Source organism: Streptomyces sp. NPDC055815, from assembly GCF_053616475.1.
Genome location: NZ_JBSHDU010000028.1, coordinates 53,290 through 78,124, shown reverse-complemented (window position 1 = coordinate 78,124; position 24,835 = coordinate 53,290). Strand labels below are relative to the sequence as shown.

The window sequence follows — 24,835 nt, the reverse complement described above, 5'->3', positions numbered from 1 at the left end:
CACAGGCGTTCATCATTCGTTTATCGCCCCCCGGCAGACTTCTTCTCAACGATCCGTCGCGTCGGGGGGCAGACGGGTCGCCGGTGAGGTCATCACCCGGACGCACTAGGGTGAACGGCCCAACGGAGCCCGTCCGGCCGTCCACGGGGGAACAGCCGGACGGGCTCCACCCACCAGCACCCGAAGCCACACACCACGAGGGGATCGCCATGAGCGACATCAACGCGACGGACCCGGTCATCAAGCCGGAGAACCTGCACGTCACCGGTACCGAGACCGAGCAGATCGGCACCAAGAACCTGCACGTCACGTCCGAGCCGGCCGACGCCATCGCGGACAAGGTCCTCGGCGACGGGGCCTCGACCGACAACCTCCACGTCACCACCGAGCCGGCCAACTAAGCCACTCCCGACGGGGAACGGCCGCGGCGGCGACTTCGGGGGAGCTGCCGGGGCCAGCCAAAGGGAGGTCCGGTCGACGGGGGAGCACACGGGCTCGGGGGACACCGGGACGGAACCAGGGGGGATCCGTCCGGGCAGGGACCGTGCGCAACGCGATCGGACCACCGCACAAGGAGGGGCCGGGCAACTGCCCGGCCCCTCCGGCGTGCGCGCTCACGCGCCCTCCCCGCAGCCCTCCGCCAGGGGCGCCGCCGGCCGGCTGCATGCGGGGGCTCCTCGGGCGTTCCGGGACCGGGTCTCGGAGCGTATCCGCGGGTCCGGTGACGGGTGCGGCGGAGGCGCCGGGCGTCAGCCGGACGGGCGAGCGCGCGTCGGGAAGCGTGCCACCAGGCGCGCCCCGTGCGCCGAGTCCTCGATCGTCAGGGTCCCCGCGTGGTGGGTGGCGATGTCGCGGGCGATGGGGAGGCCCAGGCCCGCGCCGCCCGAGTTGCGGGTGCGGGAGGCGTCGAGGCGGGTGAAGCGGTCGAAGACGCGCGTGCGGTGGGCGGGTGGGATGCCCGGGCCGTCGTCCGTCACCGTGAGCACGACCGTCGGGCCGTCCGTGCCGACCTCCACCTCGATCGTCGAGCTCGCGTGCCGGCACGCGTTCGTGAGGAGGTTGCGGAGCAGGCGTTCCAGGCGGGTCGCGTTGCCGTGGACGACGGCCGGCTCCGGGGCCTCGCACGTGAGGTCGAGGCCCTTCGCGTCCGGGAGGTGCTGGTGTTCGCGGACCAGGTCCTCCGCGAGGGCGGCGAGGTCGACCGGTTCCCCGGCGGGTGCCGATGCCCGGTGGCTGGCCAGCAGCAGCAGGTCGTCGGCGAGCGCCTGGAGTCGTACGACGTCGGCGGCGGCCTCCCGTACGGCGGAGGGCCAGTCGGTGACCGACTCCGGGTGCCGCAGGGCCGTCTCCAGCTGGGTCCGCAACGCCGCGAGGGGGCTGCGCAGTTCGTGGGCCGCGTCCGCGACGAACTGCTGTTGGCGCGCGGACGACTGTTCCAGGCGGTCCAGTGTGTCGTTCGTGGTCTCGGCGAGCCTGGCGATGACGTCGCCCGTCGGCGGGACCGGGACCCGCCGGTCCAGCGACTGGCCCGTGATGTCGGCGAGTTCGCGCCGGATCGCCTCCACCGGGCGGAGTGCCCGCGCCGCCGTGAGGTGGACGAGGACACCGGTGAGGAGGGCTACGAGGGGTGCGCCGGTGGTCAGCGCGATCCAGTGGGCCTGCCCGGTCGCGTAGTCCGGCTGCGCCTGCCGCAGCACCTCGATCGCCGCCGCGAACAGGCCCCCCGTCGCGGTCCCCGCCACCAGCGCCGTACGGCTGCCGTACGGGAGCCGGACCGCGCCGCTGCCGAGGGCCGCCCACACGGCCGCCGCCGTCAGGAGCCCGGTCGAGGGGCCGATGAACATCAGGCCCCAGCGGTACGCCTCCTTCGCGACGAGCCACGGCTGACGCGTGTTCTCGTGGAGGAGCCACCGGGTGTACGTGAAGAGGAGCGCCCCCGAGGTCAGGAAGGCGACGACGGCGGCCCTGAGCCGCACCATCCGCGCGTGCCCGTGGCCCGCGAACCAGCCGGCGGCGCCGACGGCCACGGCGCCCCACAGGAAGCCCGACCGGGCGAGGAAGCCGATCTGCGGGCCCACCCGGTCGGTGGACATCACCTGGGGGATCACCCAGGGGAGCGCCCCCACCGCCCGGTCCTGCGACTCCAGCCAGACCACCGCCGCCGCCACGACGAGCGCGGCCGCGAGCCCCGACATCCCTACGGGGAGAAGCCTCCGCTCACGCACGGCCCACCACCCGGTACCCGGCACCCCGCACCGTCTCGATCGTCTCCGTCCCGTACGGGTCGTCGATCTTCTTCCGTACGGCCCTGATGTAGACGTGCACGATGTTCGGGTCGCCGGTGAAGTCCGCCGACCACACCTCGTCGAGGATGTCGAGCGTCGGCACCACCTCGTCGAGGCGCAACAGGAGACAGTGCAGGACCGCGAACTCCTTCGGGGTGAGCGGGATCTCGGCCGACCCCCGGCCGCACTTCCGCCGCGCCGGGTCTAGCCACAGGTCGCCGCACTCCAGGAGGGTGCGGGTGCGGGCGCCGCCCCGACGGAGCAGGGCGCGGAGCCGGGCTTCGAGGACGACGTACGAGAAGGGCTTGGCCAGATAGTCGTCGGCGCCGGTGTCGAGGCCCTCGGCCTCGTCGTACTCGCCGTTCTTGGCCGTCAGCATCAGCACCGGCACGTCGTTGGACTCGGCGCGGAGCCGGGCGCACACCTGGTAGCCGTTGAGGCCGGGCAGCATCAGGTCGAGCAGGACGGCCGCGTACCGGTGCTCCCGGGCCAGGTGGAGGCCGGTGACGCCGTCGTGGGCGATGTCGACCGTGTAGCCGACGGCGGACAGGCCGCGGCGCAGCGAGGCGGCGATCCGCACCTCGTCCTCGATCACCAGTACGCGCATGCCGTCGAGTATCGCCCGGCCGCCGGAACCGTCCCTGAGGAAATCCTCAGGCGTCCTCAGGGCCCTTTCAGGGGCGCTCCCCCAGGGTCCCCGCATGGCCGTGATCACCGCTCCCCCGCCCCTCGTGCGCCGCACCGACTCCCGGGTCGCCCCCGCCGTCACCTCTCTCTCCTTCCTCGTCCTCCACGCGGTGTTCGCGCTGCGCGAGCACGCCCGGTTCCGGACGACCGGCTACGACCTGGGGATCTTCGGGCAGGCCGTGCGGGCGTACGCGGAGGGGCGGGCGCCCGCCTCGGAGATCCGGGCCGCGACCGCCCCGGCCGGCTTCACGGGCGATGCGTACCCGCTGCTCGGGGACCACTTCCATCCCGTGCTCGCGCTGCTCGCCCCGCTCTACCGGCTCTTCCCGTACGTGGAGACGCTGCTTCTCGCGCAGGCCGCGCTCGTCGCCCTCTCCGTGTACGTCCTCGCGCGGACCGCCCAGCGGCACCTGCCGGGCCGGAGCCATCTGGTGCTCGGGACGGCGTGCGGGCTCGGCTGGGGGACGCAGCAGCTGATCGGCTTCGACTTCCACGAGGTCGCCTTCGCCGTACCCCTGCTCGCCCTCGCCTGCCGCGCCCTCCTCGACGGGCGGGCCAGGGCGGCCGCCTGCTGGGCCGCCGCGCTGCTCCTGGTGAAGGAGGACCTGGGGGCGACGGCGGCGGTGTTCGGGCTGCTGCTGATGCGGCAGGACCGCCGGACCGGGCTCGTCCTGGCCGTCGGGTCCGTGGTGGGCACGATCGTCGTCGTGTACGGGGTGATCCCGGCGTTCGCGGCGGACGGGCGGTATCTGTACGCGGGCCAGGTCACCGGCGCGTACGGGCTCCTCGACGGCTGGCCCGTGAAGTCGCTGACCGTTCTCCTGCTGCTGGCCGTTACCGGCGGGCTCGTGCTGCGCAGTCCGCTCGCCCTGCTGCTCCTGCCGACCCTGGCCTGGCGGTTCACCTCCGCCAACCCGGCGCACTGGGAGCCGGGCCTGCACTACTCGGCGGTGCTGATGCCGATCGCCTTCGCCGCCCTCGTCGACGCGCTGCGCCGAGGCGCCCGGCTGCCGCTTCCCGTACGACTGCCCGGTCCCGCCCGGCTGCCCCGTCCCGTACGACTGCCCCTTCCCGCCCGGCCGGCCCTTCCCGTACGGCCCCCGCTCGCCGTGCCCCTCGCCGCCGCGCTCCTCCTGCTGCCGGCCCAGCCCCTCTCCGCGCTCGCCACGCCCGGCTTCTGGCAGGAGAGCCCCCGGGAGGCCGCCGCCCGTGACGCCCTGGACCTCGTGCCCGACGGGGCCAGGGTCGCGGCGAGCAACAGCCTGGCCCCGCACCTGACCGACCGGGCGACCGTGCACCTCGTCGCGGACGGGGTCCTCGACCGGCGTCCGGCCGTGGAGTGGATCGTGGCCGATGTACGGGAGCCCTGGCCGGCGGGGGCGGTGGAGGTTGTACTGCGGCGGGCCGCGGACCGGGGGTGGCGGGTGGTGCGGGAGACGGAGGGGATCGTGGTGCTGAGCCGTCAGGCCCTGTAGCGGCCGGTCAGAGGCGCTGCACCAGCACGGGTGGCCGGCACAGCCTGGTCATGTCGTCCTCGTCGGAGGTGAACACGGTCACGAGCCCCCTCTGGCGCCCCGCGATCACCGCGAGCGCCGCATCGATCGCGTACTTGTGCCCGTGCAGACCGGCATCCTTCAGGAGCGTGATCGCCGACTCCGCGATCTCCTCCGTGACGGGTTCGACGGTGATCTGGGAGAGGAACCACTTCCAGGCCGCGTAAGGGACCTTGGAGTGGTAGGCCTCGATCATCGTCATGGAGCTGGTCATCACGCGGATGCCGGCGCGGTGGGCGTCCTTCAGGCGGGCCCGCATCACGGGTTCGCCGCGGACGGCCCTGGACAGCCCCTCGCTGTCCAGGACGTAGCAGATCTCGGTCATGCGGCGTCCGCCTGCGGGGCGTCGGCCTCCACGCGCTCGCGCGCGGCCCGTTCCTCATGCCGGCGCATGATCTCGCGCCGCTCCGCCTCGGCAGCCGCCAGCTGCTCCTCGGTGACGGGGCCGAACTCCTCCTCCAACCAGTCCACCAGCTCCCCCAGCCGGTCCTGCTCCCGCCTGCGCTGTATGGCCTGCGTGACATACGCGCTGAAGCCGCCCGGCCCGACCTCGCGGCGGATCTCCTCGGCGAGCTCCTCGGGCAGGGTCACCGTGTACTTCTTGGTTGCCATACCATCGACCATACCAGCCGGCGAGTGGCCCAGGTCACACGCTCAGCGACCCCGCAACTCCCCCTTCACCACCTTCCCGCTCGCGTTCCTCGGCAGCTCCGGCACGAACTCGACCTGCCTCGGGACCTTGTAGTTCGCCATCTCCCGCCGCGACCAGGCGATGACGTCGTCGGCCGTCAGGGTTGAACCCGGCCGCCGTACCGCGAAGGCCTTGCCGACCTCGCCCAGGCGCGCGTCCGGGATGCCGATGACGGCGACGTCCGCGATGTCGGGGTGCAGGCCGAGGAGCTGTTCGATCTCGGCCGGGTAGGCGTTGAAGCCGCCGACGATGAACATGTCCTTGAGGCGGTCGGTGATGCGGAGGTGCCCGGTCTCGTCCAGGACGCCGATGTCGCCGGTGTGCAGCCAGCCGTCCGCGTCGATCGTCGCCGCCGTCGCCTCCTCGTCCTCGAAGTAGCCCCGCATGACGTGGTGGCCCCGGACCAGGACCTCGCCCGTCTCCGAGAGGCGTACCTCCGTGCCGGGGACGGGGCGGCCCGACGTCCTGGCGATGGTCTCGTCGGAGTCGTCGCGGCGGCACATGGTGACGATGCCGCTCGCCTCGGAGAGGCCGTACGCCGTGAGGACCGTGCCCACGCCCAGTTCGGAGCGGAGGCGTTCGACCAGCCGGAGCGGGACCACGGCCGCGCCCGTCACGACGAGGCGGAGGGTGGACAGTCCGTGTGCTGAGCGGGACGGGTGGTCCAGGAGGGACTGGTGGAGGGTGGGCGGGCCGGGGAGGACGGTGATGCGTTCGGCGGCGATGTTGGCGAGGACGGTGTCCACGGTGAAGACGGACTGCGGGACGATCACCGCGCCCCGCATGAGGCAGGCGAGGATGCCGGCCTTGTAGCCGAAGGTGTGGAAGAAGGGGTTCACGACGAGGTAGCGGTCGCCCTCCGCCAGGCCCGCGAGCCGGGACCAGATCGCGTAGCAGCGCAGGGACTGGGCGTGGCTGATGACGGCGCCCTTGGGCCGGCCGGTGGTGCCGGAGGTGTAGATGATGTCGGAGGGGGCTTCGGGGTCGATGCCGTCGGCCCGGGCGCGGACCCGGGTGGCCGGAATGGTGTCACCCGCCGCGAGGAAGGCCTGCAGGGTCGTCCAGCCCGTCTCGTCGGGGGCGGTGTCGCCGAGGACCACCACCCGTTCCAGGTCGGGGAGTTGGATGCCGGAGCGGCGCAGGGAGGCCACGTACGAGGTGCCGAGGAAGGTGCCGGTGACGAAGAGCAGCCTGGCCCGGGAGCGCCGGAGGACGTCGGCGGCCTCGGTGCCCTTGAACCGGGTGTTCAGGGGGACGAGGACGGCGCCGGCGGTGACGGCGCCGAGGGCGGAGACGATCCAGTCGAGGGTGTTGGGGGCCCAGATCGCGACCCGGTCCCCGCTCCGTATGCCGGCGGCGAGGCAGGCCGCGGCGGCCCGTTCGACGCGTTCGCCGAGTTCGGCGTAGGAGACGCGGACGCGGCCGTCGACGACGGCCTCCCGCCGCCCGTACCGCTCGGCCGCCGCCCGTACGAGTCCGGGGATCGTGCCCCACTCCAGGTCGCCGCGCGGGTCGTCCCCCGGGTCCATGCTGACGTCCATGCCCCACCTCCCTGTAGCTGACTATCCGTCAGATTAGTTGTAGCCTGACGCGCTGTCAGCAGTGCTGCCCCATGAGGAGGTTCGGTGCTCAAGGACGCCACGGCCATCGTCGGGATAGGACAGACCGCCTTCGCGAAACAGCTCCACGAGACCGAGAAGACCCTCGCCTGCCGGGCGATCCTCGCCGCTCTCGACGACGCCGGGATCGACCCCTCCGAGGTCGACGCGTTCGCCTCGTACACGATGGAGGAGACCGACGAGGTCGAGGTGGCCAAGGCCATCGGGGCCGGCGACGTCACCTTCTTCAGCAAGGTGGGGTACGGAGGAGGCGGCTCCTGCGCCACCGTCGGCCACCTCGCCGCCGCCGTCGCCACCGGCCAGGCGAGCGTCGGCGTCGCCTGGCGGTCCCGGAAGCGGGGATCGGGCCCCCGCCCCTGGAAGAACACCGCCGTCCAGCTGCCCACCCCCGGCCAGTGGACCCGCCCCTTCGGGCTGCTCCGCCCCGCCGACGAGATCGGCATGCTCGCCCGCCGCTACATGCACGAGTACGGCGCCACCCGCGACCACCTCTTCAACGTCGCCCTGGCCTGCCGCAACCGCGCCAACCAGAACCCCGCCGCGATCATGTACGAGCGGCCGCTGACCCGCGAGATGTACATGACGGCCCGCTGGATCAGCGAACCCCTCTGCCTCTTCGACAACTGCCTGGAGACCGACGGCGCGCTCGCCTGCGTGATCGTCTCCGCCGAGCGCGCCCGCGACTGCCGCCAGAAACCCGTCTACGTGCACTCCGCCGCCCAGGGCCTGCCCGCCCAGCACCACGGCATGGTCAACTACTGGAACGACGACCCGCTCTCCGGCCCCGCCTGGACCGCCGCCCGCCACCTCTGGAAGCAGGCCGACTTCGGCCCCGCCGACGTGGACGTCGCCCAGATCTACGACGCCTTCACCCCGCTCGTCCCGCTCTCCCTGGAGGGCTACGGCTTCTGCGGCAGAGGAGAAGGAGCCGCCTTCACCGAGGGCGGCGCCCTGGAGATCGGCGGCCGGCTGCCGCTCAACACCGGCGGCGGCGGGCTCTCCGAGGCATACGTGCACGGCTTCAACCTCATCAACGAGGGCGTGAAGCAGCTCCGCGGCACCTCCACCGCCCAGGTCCCCGACGCGGCCACCTGCCTCGTCACGGCGGGCGAGGGCGTCCCCACCTCGGCCCTCCTCCTCAGGAGCTGATCCCCGTGCTGAACCCCGTCATCGACGAAGACGGCGCCCCCTTCTGGGAGTACGCCGCCCGCGGCGAACTCCGCGTCCAGGCCTGCGCCGACTGCGGCGAGCTCCGCTTCCCGCCCCGCCCCTGCTGCCCGCACTGCCGGTCCTTCGACAGCGAGTGGCGGCTCATGTCCGGACGCGGCCGGATCTGGTCGTACGTCCTCCCCCACCCGCCGCTCCTGCCCGAGTACGCCGCCCAGGCCCCGTACAACGCGGTCCTCGTCGAACTCGCCGACGCCCCCCGCATCCGCCTCGCCGGCAACGTCGTCGCCGCCCCCGACGCCCCCCTGAACTCCGTCGCCCCGGCCCGGCTCCGCATCGGCGCCCCCGTCCGGGTCGCCTTCACCGACGTCGACGGCATCGCCGTCCCCCGCTGGCTCCTGGAGCGCACATGACCGTCCGCGTGGAACGCGACAAGGAGACCGGAGTCGCGGTCGTCGCCCTCGACCGGCCCGCGAAACACAACGCGATCACCCTGGAGATGGCCCGCGAGCTGGGCGCGGTCTGGCGGGGCTTCCGGTACGAGGACGAGGTCCGGGCCGTCGTCGTCACCGGGGCCGGCGGGCGGGCCTTCTGCACCGGGATCGACCGCGAGGACGCCGGAAGGATCCCGCAGCCCTCCTCCCCGTACACGATCGACGACCCCCTCCTCACCATCGGCCCCAAGGCGAACGACCTCTGGAAACCGGTGATCGCCGCCGTCGAGGGCATGGCCTGCGGCGGCGCCTTCTACCTGCTCGGCGAGGCGGAGTTCCTCATCGCGGGCGAGAGCGCCACCTTCTTCGACCCGCACACCACCTACGGGATGGTCAGCGCCTTCGAGACCGTCCACATGGCGCAGAAGATGCCGTACGGAGAAATCGCCCGGATGGCCCTCATGGGCACCGCCGAACGGGTCTCCGCCCGCCGCGCGTACGAGACGGGCCTGGTCAGCGAGGTGACGGAACCCGGCGGGGCCCTCGAAGCCGCGCTCCGCGCCGCCGCCGTCATCGCCTCGTACCCGACCGCGGCCGTCCAGGGCACCGTCCGTGCCCTCTGGTCCACCAGGGACGCCTCCCGCACCCCCGCCCTCGCGCACGCCCCGCACCTGGTGACGCTCGGGAACCTGCCGGCGGACCGGCAGGCGGAGCTGTTCACCCGGAGGGGCGGCGGCGGGCACCGGCTCCGGTAGCGGGTCAACATTCTGTTTTAATGGATCTTCATTTGATGAAACACCGTCAACGGCGGTGGGACAGCCCCGCGTTCGCAGCCGGATCGGGCCTCGCCCGGCCGCTGTGGCACGCAACGGGGAGCCGTGATGGGACGACGTATCACCAGGGCCGGACTCGCGGCCGGAGCCGCACTCCTGCTGGCCGCCTGCGGCGGCGGCAACGACCCGGCGACGGGCGCCGCCACCGGCGGCGGGGGCGGCGGCGAGACCGGCCAGGACGGGAACGGCAGCGCGGCGAAGACCGCCTCGCTCGCGCAGCCGGGCAGCCTCACGGTCGCCTTCTGCCAGACGGTCGAAGACGGCACCGGAGGCAAGTCCCACCAGGTCATCCTGCGCTCCTTCGCCGCGAAGGACGGCGCCTTCGTCGGCGAGCGCGCCACCGCCATGCCGGCCGGCACCAAGCCGATCACCGGCTGCGAGGACGGCGGGCCCTACCGCGTCAACACGGCCTTCAACAAGGACCTCACGCTGGTCGCCGGTCTCGTCGACGGCGACCGCGCCGCCGCCTTCGACCTCGCCACCGGCCGCGAGGTCGCCCCGCCCGACCCCGATTCCTTCACGAAGCGCCCGGACAACGGCGGTGCCGCCTTCCACCCGGTGACCGACCGCCTCTGGTACGACATGGGGCGCATCGACTCCGACGCCACCGGCGCCATCGCCTCGCGGGACCCCAAGGGCGGCCTGAAGACCGAGGAGAACACCCCCTTCGAGAAGGTCCCGGACCTCCTGAAGAAGGACGGCCCCACGGCGGAGACGGTGCTCGCCACGGACGACGTCCACGGGGTGGCGGTCCCCGCCGGCGGCATCGTGGCGACGAGCGGCACGACCTTCGGCGTCCACCTGAGCAAGATCGGCCCCCACAGCGGGGGCATCGGTGCCGAGGGCTACCTGGCCGAGATCAAGATCGAGGGCCTCGACGAGGACAACCGGGAGTTCTGCGAGCCGGCCTTCTGGCGGAACGCCACCACCCTGGTCTGCGACTTCAAGCAGCTGACGTTCTCCGCCGACTACACGAAGCTCCTGAAGACCGAGGACCTCGTCCCCGAGAACGACCGGGTCAACGGCCAGCCGGTCCTCTCCCCGGACGGCAAGAGCTTCGCGTTCCTCTCCAGGGGCGAGGACGGCCGGCAGGGCCTCTTCCGCGGCGACTTCAACGGCGGCGCGCCCGTGAAGATCACCAACGTGGACCCGCCGGTCCCGGACGAGGACAACCTCCGCACGACGCTGATCCGCTGGAACTGACGGTCAGCTGCTGGGGGACGCGGTCGCGGAAGCGGACGTGGAGGCGGTCGGAGAAGCGGTCGCCTTCGCGCGCACGTCGTAGACGTAGCAGTTCTTCACCTTGTCGACGGCCTTCGGGGTCTTCATCGCGACCTCGAAGGTCTTCTCCCCGTAGGCCCCGACGGTGACGACGGTCGTGACCGAGTCGACCGCCGAACCCGTGACGCCCTTGAACTCCAGCGTCACCTCGTACGTCCCCGCCAGCGCGTCGCGCGAGGTGATCCTCAGGGTCGACGTGGTGTCCGCCTTGCGGGCGGGCTTCCCCTTGCGCTTCTTCTGGGCCGGCTTCACGCAGTCGACGACCACGACCTCGACCTTCGCGGAGGTGGGGGACGGGCTGATGCTCGGCGTCGAACCACCGGAGCCGCCCGAGCCGCTGTAGTCGTTGTTGCCCTGCTCGTCGCTGGAGCAGCCGCCGCCCGAATCGTCGTCGTCGGAGTGGCTCCGGCTCTTGCCGCTCTTGCTCTTCCCGCTGCCACCGCCACTGCTGCCGTGGCCGCCCTTGCCGGTGTGGAAACCGGTCAGCGCGAGGACCACCACCGTGAGCGTCGCCGCGAGCTTCAGGCGTGTCCGTACCATCGCCGCCTTCTCCTCTGTCTGTCGTGTGCGCGCCACCCTAGACGGCGGGTCCGTGCCACCTGGCGGGGCCCCCTCACCCGGCGTAGCGTCGGGAGCGAGGGCCGGACCACCGAGGAGGCCGCAGCGATGATCCGCAACGTCGCCGGCTCCGTCCTGGCTCTCGCCGGAGCGACGGCCGCCGTCTGGAGCCCCTTCCGTGCCTGGTACGACGGCCGTCACGGGCGCGACTACGCCATCGGGGAGCTGTTCACCGGCGTCACCGACGACAAGGCCGACGTCCTGGGCTCGATCCTGCTCCCCTTCGCCTTCGCGGCCCTCGTCGCCCTCGTCGGCGTACTGCTGCGCTCCCGGCTGCTGGTCGCCCTCGCCGGGCTCGTCGTCCTGGGCTTCACGATCCTGTGGATGGTGCGGGTGGGGGAGGCGGAGGGCAGCCTCACCGTCGACACCGACGGCACGGGGCTCGGCGAAGGGGTCGCGATGGCCTTCGGCGGCGGGATCCTGCTGCTCCTGGGCGCGCTCGTCATGTCGGGACGGCCCCACACGCACCGGGTGGACCGGGCGCCGGCGCATGCCCGCCGACGCCTGGACGGCCCGCCGACGGGACCGCAGGGGCCCTCGGAGCCCCCACCGGACCGGATGCCGCCGGACCGGCCCCCTGCGGACCGGCCGCCTATGGACCGGCCCCCTGCGGACCGCACGCCGCCCGACCGGCCCCCTGCCGACCCGGGTCCGTCGGAGCAGACGTTGACGTGGCCGCCGGAGGAGCCGCCCGGGCAGGACGGCTCCCGAGGGCCGGGCAGGCGGTAGGGCCTGTCAGGCGCCACGGCCCAGGCGGGACTTTCCGGGCAGGCCCTAGCCGCGCGGCGCGCCCCTGCCCGTCGCCGTGCCCTTGACCGCGTCCAGCGCGTACACGCAGCGGTCCTTGCTGCACGCGTACACGACCCCGCCCTTCGCCACCGGCGAGCCGGTGATCTCGCCGCCGGTCGCGAGCTTCCAGCGGAGCTGCCCGCCGGTCGCGTCCAGGGTGTACAGGACGTGGTCGGCCGAGCCGAAGTGCACCCGGCCGTCGGCGACGACCGGGGAGCCGACCAGCTCGCCGCCCGCCGCGAACCGCCACCGGGGGGTGCCGGTGACCGCGTCGAGCGTGTAGAGCGCGCTGCCGCTGCCGACGTGCACGTTGCCGTCGGCGACGAGCACCGGCTCGGTGGACTGGCGCGGTTCGGTCGCGATCCGCCAGCGGTCCTGCCCGGTGGTGGCGTCCAGCGCGTACACCGTGCCGAGGTGGTCCGAGAGGTACACCCCGCCGCCCGTGACGGCCGGTCCCGGCGCGAACGTGGGCGGGGAGAGGAAGACGGCCGGCGCCTCGAAGTGCCAGCGGACGTGCCCGGCGGCGATGTCGATCGACAGGACCCGGGTCCCGGCGGAGACGTACACGCAGCCGTCCTCGGCCGGGGCCACCCGGACCGGCACGTTGCCGCAGGAGGCGGCGTCGCCGATCGGGTACGACCAGCGCTCCACGCCCGTGCGGGCGTCGAGGGCCTGGAGCCGGGCGTCCCGCCACACGTACACGGTGTCGCCGTGCACGGCGGGCCCCGCCTCCGGGGTCTCGAAGTCGGTCTGGGCGCCGGTGAGCTCCCACAGCTTGGCGCCGTTGGAGGCCTCCCAGCCCTGCACCCCGCCGCCGCGCGTACCGGTGACGACGGTGCCCCGGTCGACCCGGAGCGAGTACACCCAGGCGTCCGTGTGCAGCCGCCAGCGCTCGCTGCCGTCGCCGGCGTCGAGGGCGTACAGGGTGGGGCCGTCGGAGGCGTGGATGCGGCCCGAGGAGACCGCCATCGACCAGGCGACGTCCCGGGTCTTGAACTGGCGCCGGCCGCTGCCCGTGTCCAGGGCGTGCACCTCGAAGGAGGTCACGTACAGCAGGTCGCCGTCGACGACCGGGGTGCCCCAGACGTCGTTCGACATCCGGAACCGCCAGGGCCGCCAGTGGCCCGGCTCCGGAGGCGGCTGCGGTGCCGCCTGGTCGGCGCCCTGCGAGGGCACGGACACCGGGCGCGAGCCGTGCTGCGGGGCCTGCTCGGCGCCGTGCGGGCCGCCGCCGGGCGGGCGGATCCAGCCGGTCGCGGGGCCCGCGTCGGCGCCCCGGCCGACGGCGAGCGCCGCCCGGGTGTCGGCGACCCGGGGGCCGGGGCCGATCGGCACGGTCGCGCCGCCGAGGCGCACGGGACCGCCCGCGCTCTCGGAGGCTCCGGCGTGCCGGCCGCCGACGGGCGCGTGCTCGGGCGCCCGCTCCGGTGCCCGCTCCGGTCGGTCCGGGAAGCGCGGGTCCTGGCGGGGGCCCGGCGGGTCCGCCGGCGGCGGGGGCGGCGGCGCGGTCGGGCCGGGCAGCTGACGGCCGCCGCCGCGGCGCCGCTCGATCATGGCGGTGGCGCTCTGCGGCAGCCACGCGGAGGCGGTGCCGCTGTCGTCGCTGCCGGGGCCGAAGAGGTGCGGGGCGAGCTGCGCCTGGAGGTCGGCCGGGGTGGGCCGGCGGGTGACGTCCATCTGCATGCAGGAGTCGATGAGCGGCCGCAGCTCGTCCGGGAGGCCCTCCAGGTCCGGGCCCTCCCGCAGCAGCATGAAGACTGTCTCGACGGGGTTGGCGCCGTGGAAGGGCGCGTGCCCTGTGGCGGCGAAGACCAGCATCGAGCCCAGCGAGAAGACGTCGCTGGCGCCGGTGACGCTGCGCGAGTCGCGGGCCTGCTCGGGCGACATGTAGGCCGGGGTGCCGACGGCGACGTTGGTCATGGTCAGGCGCGTGTTGGAGACGCCCGACGCGATGCCGAAGTCGATCACCCGGGGGCCGTCCTCGACGACGAGGACGTTGGAGGGCTTGAGGTCGCGGTGGACCAGGCCCGCACCGTGGATGGACTGCAGGGCCTCGGCGACGCCGGCCGCGAGCCAGCGGACGGCCTGGGCCGGGAGCGGCCCGCACTCGTTCACTATCTCTTCGAGGGAGGGCGCCGGGACGTAGGCGGTGGCCAGCCAGGGCACGGCGGCACGCGGGTCGGCGTCGACGACGGCGGCCGTGTAGAAGCCGGAGACCGCCCGGGCGGCCTCCACCTCCCGGGTGAAGCGGACCCGGAACAGCTGGTCCTCCGCGAGCTCCGTGCGCACGGTCTTGATCGCCACGCGCCGGCCCGAGGCCGAGCGCGCGAGATAGACCAGGCCCATTCCGCCCGCGCCGAGCCGGCCCAGCACCTCGAAGGGCCCGATACGTCTCGGGTCGTGCTGCGTCAGCTGTTCCACTTGCCTGCCACCTCCCCGTACGGGCCATGAGGGTACGGCCCCGTGGCCCCTGATTCTTCCTGTCCGAGGGCCCGGTTGCGAACCCGGGGGCGGATCGGGGTGTCACAGGTCATACAGGGGTGCTGCGGTACGGGGTGTACCCGGCGGTACAGCGGGGGACGGATCAGTCCGTAGCGGGCTGTTTCGGTTCGGCGAGGACGGCGAAGCGGGCGCCCTGGTTGTCGTGGAGGACGGCGATGCGGCCGTGCGGGGTGTCGAAGGCCGGGGTGGCGATGCGGCCGCCGAGGCGGACGGTGGTCTCGCAGGCCTCGTCGGTGTCGGCGACGGCGAAGTAGACGAGGACGTGGCCGGGCATCTCGGCGGGGAAGTCGTCGGTGATCACGGCCCGTCCGCCGAAGGCGCTGTCGTCGCCGGGCCGGGAGCCGGGGGGCGACCAGACGCGGTAGTCGAAGCCGGAGTCCCTGCCCTCCTCCTCGGCGTCGGCCTGGCGGCCGAGGTAGCCGAAGACGGTGGCGTAGAAGGTGTCCACGGCGCCCGGGCGGCGGGTGTAGACCTCCATCCAGCAGAAGGCGCCGGGCTCGTTCATGACTTCAAAGCCGTCGTCGTCGCCCTCCTGGCGGATGCCGAAGACCGCGCCGCCGGGGTCGGCGGCGAGGGCGTAGATGCCGAAGGGGCCGACGGGGTAGGGCTCCATGACCATCTGCCCGCCGGCGGCCTTGATCCGGGCGGCGAGGGTGCCCGCGTTCTCGGTGGCGAGGTAGAGGGTCCAGGTGGTGGGCATGCGCCCGTCGCGCTTGGGGACGAGCCCGGCGACCCGGCGGCCGTCGAGGAGGGCCTCGTCGCGGTCGGGGTCGAAGGTCCAGCCGAAGAGCTCGCCGTAGAAGCGCTTGCCCGCTTCGAGGTCGGGGAGCTGTGCGTCCACCCAGCAGGGGGTGCCCTCAGTACGTACGGCCATGTCCCCACGCTAGGACGGTAGGGGCGGTCCCGCACGCCCCGACATACGAACAAAGGGGCGATTTATCGGGGCGGAACCCTTGCGGCGATTGGGTTGTCCACCGAAGTTGTCCACAGCCTGTTCATAAGCCTATTCGGGTACGGGCGGGGTGCGGGCCGGGTACGCACGAGGTGCGTGCCGGGTACGGACGGGGTGCGCGCCGGGCAGGGGGCCGGGCGGGGGCGCCGGGGACGAGGGTCTCCCGGCCGGCTCCGAAGTGGCTCGAACCCGCCCCCGTGCTCCCGCGCCGGGACCCGTGCCGACCTCGCGGAACGGGGGTGCACCCCATTTGCACTCGGCCGAATCGCGCGCCGACCCCCCCTCGGTAAGCTGACGGCATGACAGGACAAGTACGCACCGTCGACGGCCGCGTGGCCGGACGACGCGGTCAGGCGACGCGGCAGAAGCTGCTCGACTGCCTCGGTGAGATGCTCAGCTCCTCGCCCTACCGGGACGTCAAGGTCATCGATGTGGCCCGGAAGGCGGGTACTTCACCCGCGACGTTCTATCAGTACTTCCCGGACGTCGAGGGAGCGGTCCTCGAGATCGCGGAGGAAATGGCCCAGGAGGGCGCCGCGTTGACCGAGCTGGTCTCCGGACGCTCCTGGGTCGGCAAGGCCGGCTGGCAGACCTCGGAGGAACTCGTCGAGGGCTTCCTGGACTTCTGGCGGAAGCACGACGCGATCCTGCGGGTCGTGGACCTCGGCGCCGCCGAGGGCGACAAGCGGTTCTACAAGATCCGCATGAAGATCCTGAACTCGGTCACCAACTCCCTCACGGACGCGGTGAAGGAGCTCCAGGCCAAGGGCAAGGTCGACAAGGACGTCAGCCCCGCCGCGATGGCCGGCTCCCTGGTGGCGATGCTGGCCTCGGTCGCCGGCCACCAGAAGGGCTTCCAGACCTGGGGCGTGAAACAGGCCGAACTCAAGCCGAACCTCGCCCTGTTGGTACACCTGGGCATCACCGGCAAGAAGCCGACCAGATAGCCCCGGACCCCTCTCCTTCACCCGTCCTGTCGCCGACGCCGGCGGCGGCCCGCTCCCCCGAACCTGAGCGGGACGCCGTCGGCGTCGCCGTGTCCGGGGCCGGGCCGGGGCCGCGGTCACCGCGTCCGGGCCGGAGCAGGGCGCCGGGTCCGGGGCCGGAGCAGGGCGCCGCGTCCAGGTCCGGAGCAGGGCGCCGGGTCCGGGGCCGGGCCCTCATCTTCTGGTCAGCCGGAAGAGCCGGATCTCGCGCTCGATCCGCGCCTGGTACGTGGCGTACGGCGGCCAGAACTCCAGCGCCGCCTTCCAGGCCGCCGCCCGTTCCTCGCCCGTGAGCAGCTCCGCCCGTACGGGTACGTCCTCGCCCCGCCAGTTGACCTCGACGTCCGGATGGGCGAGCAGGTTCGCGGTCCAGGCGGGGTGGCCCGGGCGGCCGAAGTTGGAGCCGATCAGGAGCCAGCGGCCGTCCCCCTCGGGCATGCAGGCCAGCGGGGTGACCCGCGGCTGCCCGCTCTTCGCGCCCCGGGCGGTGAGGATCACCCCGGGCAGCATCCGTGCGCTGAGCAGCACCTTTCCCTTGGTCAGCCGGTGCACGGCCCGGTCCATGGCGGGGATGAGGTGCGGGGCGACCTTGGCGAAGGTCCGGGTCGAGGACACCTTCTGCACGAGCTTCCGTCCGGCGGGCATCTACGCCGCCTCCTCTCCGAAGAGTCCGGTCCGTTCGGCGGCGCGGGCGCGCAGCCTTCGTGCGGGGCCGAAGAGCAGTTCGTCGGAGGCGGCCCGCCGGAAGCAGAGGTCCTCCCAGGTGGCACCGGTGCCGCCGCACTCCGCCGCGGTGGCGCGCAGGGCCTCCAGGGCGTGGGCGAGGGCGAGCGGGCCGCCGTCGGGTTCACGAGCCGCGCAGTACGTCAGTGAGCGGGCCGCCTCGACCTGGGCGTACAGGTCGGCGAGGCGGTGCCGGTCCGGCCGTCCGCGGGTGCGGTCGAGGGCGGCCGCCGCGGTGCCGACGGCCTCGGCGGCGAGCAGGACGGCGGCGGTGCGGCCGGTGGCGGCGAGGGCGCCGAGGACGTCGGCGGGTTCCTCGCCGAGGAGTTCGGCGGCGGTGTCCCGGAACTGGACGGTGGCCCGGGTCCGGGTGGCGTCGAGGGCGGGTTCCCGGGTCCGTACGAGCCCGGGGGCGTCCGCGGGGACGAGGAAGAGCAGGGTCCGGCTGCGGGCGAAGCCGCCGGTGTGGGCGGCGACGAGGAGCAGTCCGGCGCTGTGTCCGTCGATGACCTGGGCGGCCTCGCCGTAGAGGCGCCAGCCGGCGTCCGCGGTGCGTGCGGCCTGGATGCCGCCGGCGCGGCCGCCGCCGGACCAGTCCCCGGCGGTGTTGTCGCCGGTGAGGCCGAGGGCGAGGGCGAGGCCGGTGGGGGCGGCGAGGGCGCAGGTCAGGCTGCCCGCGGCGATGCGCGGGAGGTGCTCGGCGCGCTGGGCGGGGGTGCCGAGGGCGGCGAGGAGCGGGGCGGCGAGGACGGTGGTGGCGAGGAGCGGGGAGGGGGTGAGGGCGCGGCCGGTCTCCTCGCAGGCGAGGGCGAGTTCGGCGGGGCCGCGGCCGGCGCCTCCGTACTCCTCGGGGAGGGTGAGTCCGGCGAGGCCCATCCGGTTCCAGAGCATGGGGTCGTACCCCTCGGGGGCCGCACGGTTCGCGTGCGGTCCGGCCCGTTCGGCGAGCAGCTCGCGCAGGGTGCGGCGGATCTCCTGCTGCTCCTGGGTGAGCGGGACGGTGAGCGGCTGCGCCGGCGGGGCGGCTGGCGAGGTGTCCATGGAGCTCCCTCCGTATCTGACGGTGCGTCATGCTAGGGCGGTGCAGGGCCGGTTGCCCAGAGAAGCGCCGCTCCCGATTCAGAGAATCTGATGTACCGTCAGATTCATGCCCACCACCACACGCAGCTCCCGCCGCGTCGCCGTCGTCGGCGTCTCCCTCTCCGACTGCGGCCGGGTCGACGAGGCCACCCCCTACGCCCTGCACGCCCAGGCCGCCCGGCGCGCCCTCGCCGACAGCGGCCTCGACCGCTCGCTGATCGACGGCCTGGCCTCGGCGGGCCTCGGCACGCTCGCCCCGGTCGAGGTCGCCGAGTACCTGGGCCTGCGCCCCCGCTGGGTGGACTCGACCGCCGTCGGCGGCGCCACCTGGGAGGTCATGGCCGCGCACGCCGCCGACGCGATCGCCGCGGGCCACGCGAACGCGGTCCTGCTCGTGTACGGCTCCACCGCCCGCGCCGACATCCGGGCCCGGCGCCGCACCTCGAACCTCTCCTTCGGCGCGCGCGGCCCGCTCCAGTTCGAGGTCCCGTACGGGCACACCCTGATCGCCAAGTACGCGATGGCCGCCCGCCGCCATATGCACCAGTACGGCACGACCCTGGAGCAGCTCGCCGAGGTGGCGGTGCGGGCGCGGGCGAACGCGGCACTGAACCCCGAGGCGATGTTCCGCGAGCCGATCACGGTCGACGAGGTCCTGGACGGGCCGATGATCGCGGACCCGTTCACCAAGCTGCACTGCTGCATCCGCAGCGACGGCGGCTGCGCGGTGCTGCTCGTGGCCGAGGAGTACGTCCAGGACTGCCGTACGGCCCCGGTCTGGGTGCTCGGCACGGGCGAGCACGTCTCGCACACCACGATGTCCGAGTGGGAGGACTTCACCGTCTCCCCGGCGGCGGTCAGCGGCCGGCTGGCCTTCGAGCGGGCGGGCGTGCGGCCCGCGGACATCGACGTCGCCGAGATCTACGACGCCTTCACCTACATGACCCTGGTGACCCTGGAGGACCTGGGCTTCTGCGCGAAGGGCGAGGGCGGGGCGTTCGCGCAGGAGAAGGACGGCCTCCCGGTGAACACCGACGGCGGCGGGCTCTCGGCCTGCCATCCGGGGATGCGCGGCCTGTTCCTCCTGGTGGAGGCCGTGCGCCAACTGCGCGGCGAGGCGCCGGGGTTGCAGGTGCGGCGGCCGGACGGCTCGCTGCCGGAGCTGGCGGTGGCCTCGGGGACGGGGGGCTGGTTCTGCTCCTCGGGGACGGTGGTCCTCGGCCGCGGCTGAGCGCCGCCCCAGGAATCTATACAAGCGTCATAGACAACCGTGTAGGACATCCGTATAGTCATGTCTGCGGGCAGGGGAACGGCCCGCAGACACCCGACAAGGAGTCCTGCCATGACCAGCACCACGAAGACCGCCAAGACCGTCCTGATCTCCGGCGCCTCCATCGCCGGCCCCGCCCTCGCCCTCTGGCTGCACCGCTACGGCTTCGCCCCCACCGTCGTCGAGCGCGCCCCCGAACTGCGCACCGGCGGCTACAAGGTGGACATCCGCGGCACCGCCATCGAGGTCTGCCGCCGGATGGGGATCCTCGACGAGGTCCGCGCCCACTCCACCGACATGCGCGGCGGTTCGTACGTCGACGACGCCGGCCGCACCATCGGCGAGCTGCCCGCCGACATCTTCGGCGGCCGCGTCGAGGAGGACGACGAGATCATGCGCGGCGAACTCGCCCGCATCCTGTACGACCGCACCCGCGAGGACGTCGAGTACGTCTTCGGCGACTCGATCGCCGCCCTCGCGGAGGACGCCGACGGGGTCACCGTCACCTTCGAGTCCGGCACCGTCCGCCGCTTCGACCTGGTCGTCGGCGCCGACGGCCTCCACTCGAACACCCGGAAGCTCGCCTTCGGCCCGGAAGAGCGGTTCAAGCGCCACCTCGGCGCGTACATCTCCATCTTCACCGCCCCCAACCACCTGGGCCTGGACCGCTGGGAGACCTACCACGCGCTCCCCGGGAAGCTGGTCTGCGTCTACAGCTCGTCCGGCGAGACCGACGCCAAGAACCTCTTCATCTTCTCCTCGCCGGAACTCCGCCACGACCCCCGGGACGTCACGGCCCAGAAGCGCGCCCTCACCGACACCTTCACCGGCGACGGCTGGGAGATCCCCCGGCTCCTCGGCCACGCCGCCCGGGCCGACGACTTCTACCTCGACTCCATGTCCCTCGTCGAGATGGACAGCTGGTCCCGCGGCCGCGTCGTCCTCCTCGGCGACGCCGCCCACTGCGCCTCCCCCGCCTCCGGCCAGGGCACCGGCCTCGCCCTCATCGGCGCCTACGTCCTGGCGGGCGAACTGGCCCGCGCCGGCGGCGACCACACCGTCGCCTTCGCCCGCTACGAGCAGCACATGCGACCGGGCGTCGAGCAGAACCAGAAGATGGCCGAGGGCTTCGTCAAGGAGATGACCGTCGGCTCGAAGTGGAAGATCGCCCTGCGCATGTTCATGGTCCGGACGCTGCCGAAGACCCCCTGGAAGAACCTCATCGCGAAGAAGATCCGCGACGGCATCCAGTCCGCGGCCAACGCGGTCCCGCTCGTCGACTACACGGCACCGGCCGCCGCCGGCACCACCGCACGCCCTACCGTGACCGCATGACCGACTTCCACCACGCCCTCCGCTCCCTCCGGGTCTGGGACACCGAACTCCCGTCCTTCGACCCGGCGAGCGCCCCGCCCGAACCGCTCCCCCTCTTCCACGACTGGTTCACGGCGGCGGTCGCGGCCGGCCAGACCGAGCCGCACACCCTCTCCCTGGCCACCGTGGACGAGGACGGCAGGCCCGACGTCCGTACGGTGATGCTGCACGACGCCGACGCCCGCGGCTGGCACTTCGCCTCGCACGCCGGCAGCGCCAAGGGCCGCCAGCTCGCCGCCCGCCCCGAGGCCGCGATCGGCTTCTACTGGCCGGTCCAGGGCCGCCAGGTCCGCATCCGGGGCCACGTCACCACCGGCACCCCCGAGGAGGCGTACGAGGACCTCCACGCCCGCACCACCGGCGCCCTCGCCGCGGCGCTCGTGGGCCGGCAGAGCGAGGTCCTCGACTCCCCCGGGACCCTCGCCGAGGCGAGCGAGGCGGCCTGGCGCCGGGCCGAGGCCGAACCGGACGCGCCCGCCCCCAGCTGGACCCTCTACGTCGTCGAACCGGCCGAGGTCGAGTTCTTCCAGGGCGACGCCCGCCGCCGCCACGTCCGCCTCCGCTACCGCCGCACGCCGGACGGGGACTGGACCCGCGAACTCCTCTGGCCGTGAGCCCGGACCTGACCGAAAACTGACGCAACCCGAGGGGCGGGGCGCATGTCGTACGGGCATCCCGCATCCGAAAGGAAGTCCATGCGCATCCGGCACAAGCTCCGCGCCGCCTCCCTGGCGGCAGCGCTCCTGACGACCGCCCTCGCCTTCTCCACCGCGCCCGCCGGCGCCGAGACCACGGGCACCACGGCGGTCACCACCCAGGCCGTCTTCAACAACCCGACCGGCACCGCCACCCAGCAGCGGGCCATCGCCGACCGGCAGATCGCGCTGATCAACGGCGCCCCGGCCGGCTCCCGGATCCGGCTCTCGTACTACTACCTCAACGACACCACGGTCACGAACGCCCTGACCGCGGCCCACGACCGGGGCGTGAACATCCAGGCGGTCTTCGACGTCAAGGCCACCGGCTACGCCCTCTACGACACGCTCGCCGCCGAGCTCGGCACCGACACCTCCAAGCCCTCCTGGGTCACGAACTGCGGCACCGCCCGCGGCTGCGTCGGCACCCTGGCCAAGGGCGGCGTCGACGCCATCAACCACAACAAGTTCATCCTCTTCACCGAGACGAACGGCACGCCCCGCGTCGTCATGCAGTCCTCCGCGAACCTGCACACCGGCCGCGACGGCTACCTCGGCTGGAACAACGCCCTCGTCCTCACCGGCAACGACGGCATCTACCACGCCTACGACGGCTACTTCGACGACCTCGCCGCCAAGGTCCCGAACACCAACTACTACGACACCGGCCGGACACCCCTCGCCTCCGGCAACGCCAAGATCCACTTCTACCCGCGCGCCGCGACCAGCGACTCGGTCTTCTACAACGACCCGAGCGAGGACACCGTCGCGACCGTCCTCGACCACGTGAAGTGCTTCGGCAACTCGGTCGTCGGCACCACCGACAACCACCGCACCCGCATCCGCGTCGCCATGACGATCTTCTCCCGCCCCTACCTCGCGGACAAGCTCGTCCAGCTCGACGCCCAGGGCTGCTACGTCGAGGTCGCCCTCACCCACGACGGCACCAACGGCCTGGCCAAGACGTCCCTGGAGAAGCTCCTCGCCCGGACGACGAACGCCTACAACGGCGTCATCACCACGTACTACTGCGGCAAGGACTCCACCTGGATCCACGACAAGTACCTGCTGGTCGAGGGCAACTACTACGACACCCCCGACCGCAAGATCGTGTGGACCGGCAGCCACAACTGGTCCACCAACTCGCTGCGCCAGAGCGACGAGACCATGCTCCAGATCGAGGACCCCGCGGTCCACGACGCGTACGTCGCCAACTACAACACGCTGCGCGCCGCGACCACCCACCGGCCGGCCAACGGCGACCCGGTCGACGCCACCTGCTGAGACGCGGGGGGCGCATCCCCGGGCGGGTGCGCCCCTACTCGGCGTACATCTCCTCGATCTCCCGGGCGAAGTCCCGCAGCACCGCCCGCCGTTTGAGCTTCAGGGACGGCGTCATGTGCCCGGAGGACTCCGAGAACTCGGTGGTCAGGACCCGGAACGCGCGGATCGACTCGGCCCGCGAGACCAGCCGGTTGGCATCGTCCACCCCCCGCTGGAGCGCGGCGAGCAGCTCCGGGTCCCGGGCCAGCTCCCAGAGCGCCAGATGGTCCTTGCGCCGCATCCGCCGCCAGTGCGTCAGGCCCTCGTGGTCCAGGGTGATCAGGGCCGTGATGTACGGGCGGTCGTCGCCGAGCACCATGCACTGGGCGACCAGCGGGTGGGCGCGCAGCCAGTCCTCCAGCGGGGCGGGAGCGACGTTCTTGCCCGCCGAAGTGATCAGGATGTCCTTCTTCCGGCCGGTGATCCGCAGATAGCCGTCCGCGTCGAGCGAGCCCAGGTCCCCGGTGGGGAACCAGCCGCCGTCGGTGTACGGCACGGCCGCCCCGCGCTGCGCGTCCCAGTAGCCGGCGAAGACGTGGCCGCCCTTGAGCCAGACCTCGCCGTCGTCGGCGATCCGGACGGCCGTGCCGGGCAGCGGCCGGCCGACGGTCCCGGTGCGCGGCCGGCGCGGCGGGGTGACCGTGGCGGCGGCGGTGGTCTCCGTCAGGCCGTACCCCTCGAAGACCTCGACGCCGGCGCCCGCGAAGAACTCGGCCAGCGGGGCGCCGAGCGGGGAGCCGCCGCAGATCACGTACTTCACGCGGCCGCCGAGCGCGGTGCGGATGCGGCGGTAGACGAGCGGGTCGTAGAGCGCCCGGGCGGCCCGCAGGGACAGCGAGGGCGAGGCCTCGTGCCCGTACCGGCGGGCGATCTTCGCGGCCCGGTCGAAGGCGGCGGCCTTCCCGCCGCGTTCGGCGGTGGCGCGGGCCTTGTTGAAGACCTTCTCCAGGACGTACGGGATGGCCAGGAGGAAGGTGGGCCGGAAGGCGGCCAGGTCGGTGAGGAGCTCCTCGCCCTCGACGGAGGGCGCGTGCCCGACGCGGACGCGGGCGCGGACGCAGCCGACGGCGACCATCCGGCCGAAGACGTGGGAGAGCGGCAGGAAGAGGAGGGTGGCGGCGGGCTCCTTGCTCTCCGAGACGAAGACGGGGTGGAGGAGCCGGACGGCGTTGTCGACCTCGGCGAAGAAGTTGGCGTGGGTGAGGGCGCAGCCCTTGGGCCGGCCAGTGGTGCCGGAGGTGTAGATGAGGGTGGCGAGGGTCTCCGGGGTGAGCAGTCCCCTGCGGGCGGTGACGGCCTCGTCGGCGACCCGGGCGCCGGCCTTGCGGAGCTGGTCGACGGCGCCGGTGCCGAGGACCCAGAGGTGGGCGAGGCCGGGCAGCTGCCGCCGCTCGGCGGAGACGAGCCGGGCCTGCTCGGCGTCCTCGACGACGCAGGCGGTGGCACCGGAGTCCTGGAGGATCCAGCGGGTCTGGAAGGCGGAGGAGGTGGGGTAGACGGGGACGGTGACGAGTCCGGCGGCCCAGGCGGCGAAGTCGATCAGGGTCCACTCGTAGGTGGTGCGGGCCATGAGCGCGAGCCGGTCGCCGGGGCGCAGGCCGTGGGCGATGAGGCCCTTGGCGACGGAGTGCACCTCGGCGGCGAACCGGGCCGCGGTGACGTCGCACCACTCCCCCTCGGCGTCCTTCCGCGAGAAGAGCACGGCCTCGGGATCCTGCCGGGCGTTGTCGTACGGCAGATCGGCGAGCGAACCACGGGCCACCTGGGGCACGAGCGCGGGCACGGACGCTTCCCGCACCACACCGTCCACGACGACCCTGTGCGGCTCGCCGGGCTCGACTGCGGCGGTGACGACGGACACGGGCGGCTCCTCGGTCTGCGCGATGAACTGAGGTCGTGCGTCGGTACGTTGAGCCCTGCGGTGCCTTGACTAGCCGGTAACCCTACTGCGCGGTAAGCCCCCACGGGGAGAC

Annotated in this window: 23 protein-coding genes; 12 read left to right on the top strand and 11 right to left on the bottom strand. The window is 73.1% G+C overall.

Translation table 11 applies throughout. The features are described from left to right. Nucleotides 1–209 precede the first annotated feature (209 nt). Nucleotides 210–401: a hypothetical protein gene (locus ACWGN5_RS19540; RefSeq protein ID WP_453516664.1), complete on the top strand. Its 192-nt coding sequence runs from the start codon at nucleotides 210–212 to the stop codon at nucleotides 399–401. Nucleotides 402–749: 348 nt separating this feature from the next. Here ACWGN5_RS19540 and ACWGN5_RS19535 read toward each other — a convergent pair whose 3' ends face one another. Next, nucleotides 750–2,195, bottom strand: a complete 1,446-nt coding sequence (locus ACWGN5_RS19535; RefSeq protein ID WP_453516663.1) for a sensor histidine kinase — start codon at nucleotides 2,193–2,195, stop codon at nucleotides 750–752. Between the two features lie 22 nt (nucleotides 2,196–2,217). After that, complete coding sequence (locus ACWGN5_RS19530) at nucleotides 2,218–2,892, bottom strand: response regulator transcription factor (RefSeq protein ID WP_453516661.1); 675 nt, start codon at nucleotides 2,890–2,892, stop codon at nucleotides 2,218–2,220. A gap of 94 nt (nucleotides 2,893–2,986) precedes the next feature. Here ACWGN5_RS19530 and ACWGN5_RS19525 point away from each other — a divergent pair, with 94 nt between their 5' ends. Then, the gene (locus ACWGN5_RS19525; RefSeq protein ID WP_453516658.1) at nucleotides 2,987–4,447 is read left to right on the top strand and encodes a DUF2079 domain-containing protein; all 1,461 of its coding nucleotides are present in this window, start codon (nucleotides 2,987–2,989) and stop codon (nucleotides 4,445–4,447) included. 7 nt (nucleotides 4,448–4,454) lie between these two features. On the opposite strand, the gene ACWGN5_RS19520 is transcribed toward ACWGN5_RS19525, so the two are convergent. Genes ACWGN5_RS19520 through ACWGN5_RS19510 form a run of 3 tightly spaced genes read right to left on the bottom strand, consistent with a single transcriptional unit; the run spans nucleotide 4,455 to nucleotide 6,757 of the window. Next, complete coding sequence (locus tag ACWGN5_RS19520; RefSeq protein ID WP_453516655.1) at nucleotides 4,455–4,850, bottom strand: PIN domain-containing protein; 396 nt, start codon at nucleotides 4,848–4,850, stop codon at nucleotides 4,455–4,457. Next, nucleotides 4,847–5,137 carry a hypothetical protein gene (locus ACWGN5_RS19515; RefSeq protein ID WP_453516653.1) on the bottom strand — a complete coding sequence of 97 codons (291 nt, stop codon included), beginning with the start codon at nucleotides 5,135–5,137 and terminating at the stop codon, nucleotides 4,847–4,849. Before ACWGN5_RS19515 ends, ACWGN5_RS19520 begins: the two co-directional genes overlap by 4 nt. Nucleotides 5,138–5,179: 42 nt before the next feature. Next, nucleotides 5,180–6,757, bottom strand: a complete 1,578-nt coding sequence (locus ACWGN5_RS19510) for a FadD3 family acyl-CoA ligase (RefSeq protein ID WP_453516650.1) — start codon at nucleotides 6,755–6,757, stop codon at nucleotides 5,180–5,182. An 84-nt stretch (nucleotides 6,758–6,841) separates the two neighbouring features. Between ACWGN5_RS19510 and ACWGN5_RS19505 the strand changes: the two genes are divergently transcribed. The 4 genes from ACWGN5_RS19505 (at nucleotide 6,842) to ACWGN5_RS19490 (ending at nucleotide 10,472) form a co-directional block, all read left to right on the top strand. Further along, nucleotides 6,842–7,984: a lipid-transfer protein gene (locus ACWGN5_RS19505; protein ID WP_453516648.1), complete on the top strand. Its 1,143-nt coding sequence runs from the start codon at nucleotides 6,842–6,844 to the stop codon at nucleotides 7,982–7,984. Nucleotides 7,985–7,989: 5 nt separating this feature from the next. Beyond that, nucleotides 7,990–8,415: a Zn-ribbon domain-containing OB-fold protein gene (locus ACWGN5_RS19500; RefSeq protein ID WP_453516645.1), complete on the top strand. Its 426-nt coding sequence runs from the start codon at nucleotides 7,990–7,992 to the stop codon at nucleotides 8,413–8,415. Further along, a complete protein-coding gene (locus tag ACWGN5_RS19495) occupies nucleotides 8,412–9,191 on the top strand; it encodes an enoyl-CoA hydratase/isomerase family protein (protein WP_453516642.1) in 780 nt (259 codons plus the stop codon). The genes ACWGN5_RS19500 and ACWGN5_RS19495 overlap by 4 nt, the downstream gene beginning before the upstream one ends. A 126-nt stretch (nucleotides 9,192–9,317) precedes the next feature. After that, nucleotides 9,318–10,472 carry a hypothetical protein gene (locus ACWGN5_RS19490; RefSeq protein ID WP_453516640.1) on the top strand — a complete coding sequence of 385 codons (1,155 nt, stop codon included), beginning with the start codon at nucleotides 9,318–9,320 and terminating at the stop codon, nucleotides 10,470–10,472. A gap of 3 nt (nucleotides 10,473–10,475) precedes the next feature. Here the strand turns inward: ACWGN5_RS19490 and ACWGN5_RS19485 are convergent, their stop codons facing one another. After that, nucleotides 10,476–11,090 (bottom strand): hypothetical protein, encoded by a 615-nt coding sequence (locus ACWGN5_RS19485; protein WP_453516637.1) that lies wholly within the window; start codon nucleotides 11,088–11,090, stop codon nucleotides 10,476–10,478. Nucleotides 11,091–11,216: 126 nt separating this feature from the next. Here ACWGN5_RS19485 and ACWGN5_RS19480 point away from each other — a divergent pair, with 126 nt between their 5' ends. Continuing rightward, nucleotides 11,217–11,897 carry a hypothetical protein gene (locus ACWGN5_RS19480; protein ID WP_453516635.1) on the top strand — a complete coding sequence of 227 codons (681 nt, stop codon included), beginning with the start codon at nucleotides 11,217–11,219 and terminating at the stop codon, nucleotides 11,895–11,897. 45 nt (nucleotides 11,898–11,942) lie between these two features. On the opposite strand, the gene ACWGN5_RS19475 is transcribed toward ACWGN5_RS19480, so the two are convergent. Together ACWGN5_RS19475 and ACWGN5_RS19470 are read right to left on the bottom strand one after the other, a co-directional pair. Continuing rightward, nucleotides 11,943–14,378, bottom strand: a complete 2,436-nt coding sequence (locus ACWGN5_RS19475) for an outer membrane protein assembly factor BamB family protein (protein ID WP_453516632.1) — start codon at nucleotides 14,376–14,378, stop codon at nucleotides 11,943–11,945. Between the two features lie 163 nt (nucleotides 14,379–14,541). Beyond that, on the bottom strand, nucleotides 14,542–15,333 hold the full coding sequence (locus ACWGN5_RS19470; RefSeq protein WP_453516631.1) for a VOC family protein: 792 nt from the start codon (nucleotides 15,331–15,333) through the stop codon (nucleotides 14,542–14,544). A 377-nt stretch (nucleotides 15,334–15,710) separates the two neighbouring features. On the opposite strand from ACWGN5_RS19470, the gene ACWGN5_RS19465 reads away from it, so the two are divergent. Continuing rightward, nucleotides 15,711–16,358, top strand: coding sequence for a TetR family transcriptional regulator (locus ACWGN5_RS19465; RefSeq protein WP_453516630.1), 648 nt, complete (start codon nucleotides 15,711–15,713; stop codon nucleotides 16,356–16,358). A gap of 213 nt (nucleotides 16,359–16,571) precedes the next feature. On the opposite strand, the gene ACWGN5_RS19460 is transcribed toward ACWGN5_RS19465, so the two are convergent. Next, complete coding sequence (locus tag ACWGN5_RS19460; protein ID WP_453516627.1) at nucleotides 16,572–17,042, bottom strand: nitroreductase family deazaflavin-dependent oxidoreductase; 471 nt, start codon at nucleotides 17,040–17,042, stop codon at nucleotides 16,572–16,574. After that, nucleotides 17,043–18,161 (bottom strand): acyl-CoA dehydrogenase family protein, encoded by a 1,119-nt coding sequence (locus ACWGN5_RS19455; protein ID WP_453516625.1) that lies wholly within the window; start codon nucleotides 18,159–18,161, stop codon nucleotides 17,043–17,045. Between the two features lie 106 nt (nucleotides 18,162–18,267). On the opposite strand from ACWGN5_RS19455, the gene ACWGN5_RS19450 reads away from it, so the two are divergent. From ACWGN5_RS19450 to ACWGN5_RS19435, 4 genes are all read left to right on the top strand, one after another. After that, a complete protein-coding gene (locus ACWGN5_RS19450) occupies nucleotides 18,268–19,431 on the top strand; it encodes a thiolase C-terminal domain-containing protein (RefSeq protein ID WP_453516622.1) in 1,164 nt (387 codons plus the stop codon). A gap of 111 nt (nucleotides 19,432–19,542) precedes the next feature. After that, on the top strand, nucleotides 19,543–20,805 hold the full coding sequence (locus ACWGN5_RS19445; RefSeq protein WP_453516619.1) for an FAD-dependent monooxygenase: 1,263 nt from the start codon (nucleotides 19,543–19,545) through the stop codon (nucleotides 20,803–20,805). Continuing rightward, nucleotides 20,802–21,458, top strand: coding sequence for a pyridoxine/pyridoxamine 5'-phosphate oxidase (locus tag ACWGN5_RS19440; RefSeq protein WP_453516616.1), 657 nt, complete (start codon nucleotides 20,802–20,804; stop codon nucleotides 21,456–21,458). Before ACWGN5_RS19445 ends, ACWGN5_RS19440 begins: the two co-directional genes overlap by 4 nt. 81 nt (nucleotides 21,459–21,539) lie before the next feature. After that, the gene (locus ACWGN5_RS19435) at nucleotides 21,540–22,823 is read left to right on the top strand and encodes a phospholipase D-like domain-containing protein (protein WP_453516613.1); all 1,284 of its coding nucleotides are present in this window, start codon (nucleotides 21,540–21,542) and stop codon (nucleotides 22,821–22,823) included. Nucleotides 22,824–22,857: 34 nt separating this feature from the next. Here ACWGN5_RS19435 and ACWGN5_RS19430 read toward each other — a convergent pair whose 3' ends face one another. After that, the gene (locus ACWGN5_RS19430; protein WP_453516611.1) at nucleotides 22,858–24,723 is read right to left on the bottom strand and encodes an AMP-dependent synthetase/ligase; all 1,866 of its coding nucleotides are present in this window, start codon (nucleotides 24,721–24,723) and stop codon (nucleotides 22,858–22,860) included. Between the last annotated feature and the right edge of the window lie 112 nt (nucleotides 24,724–24,835).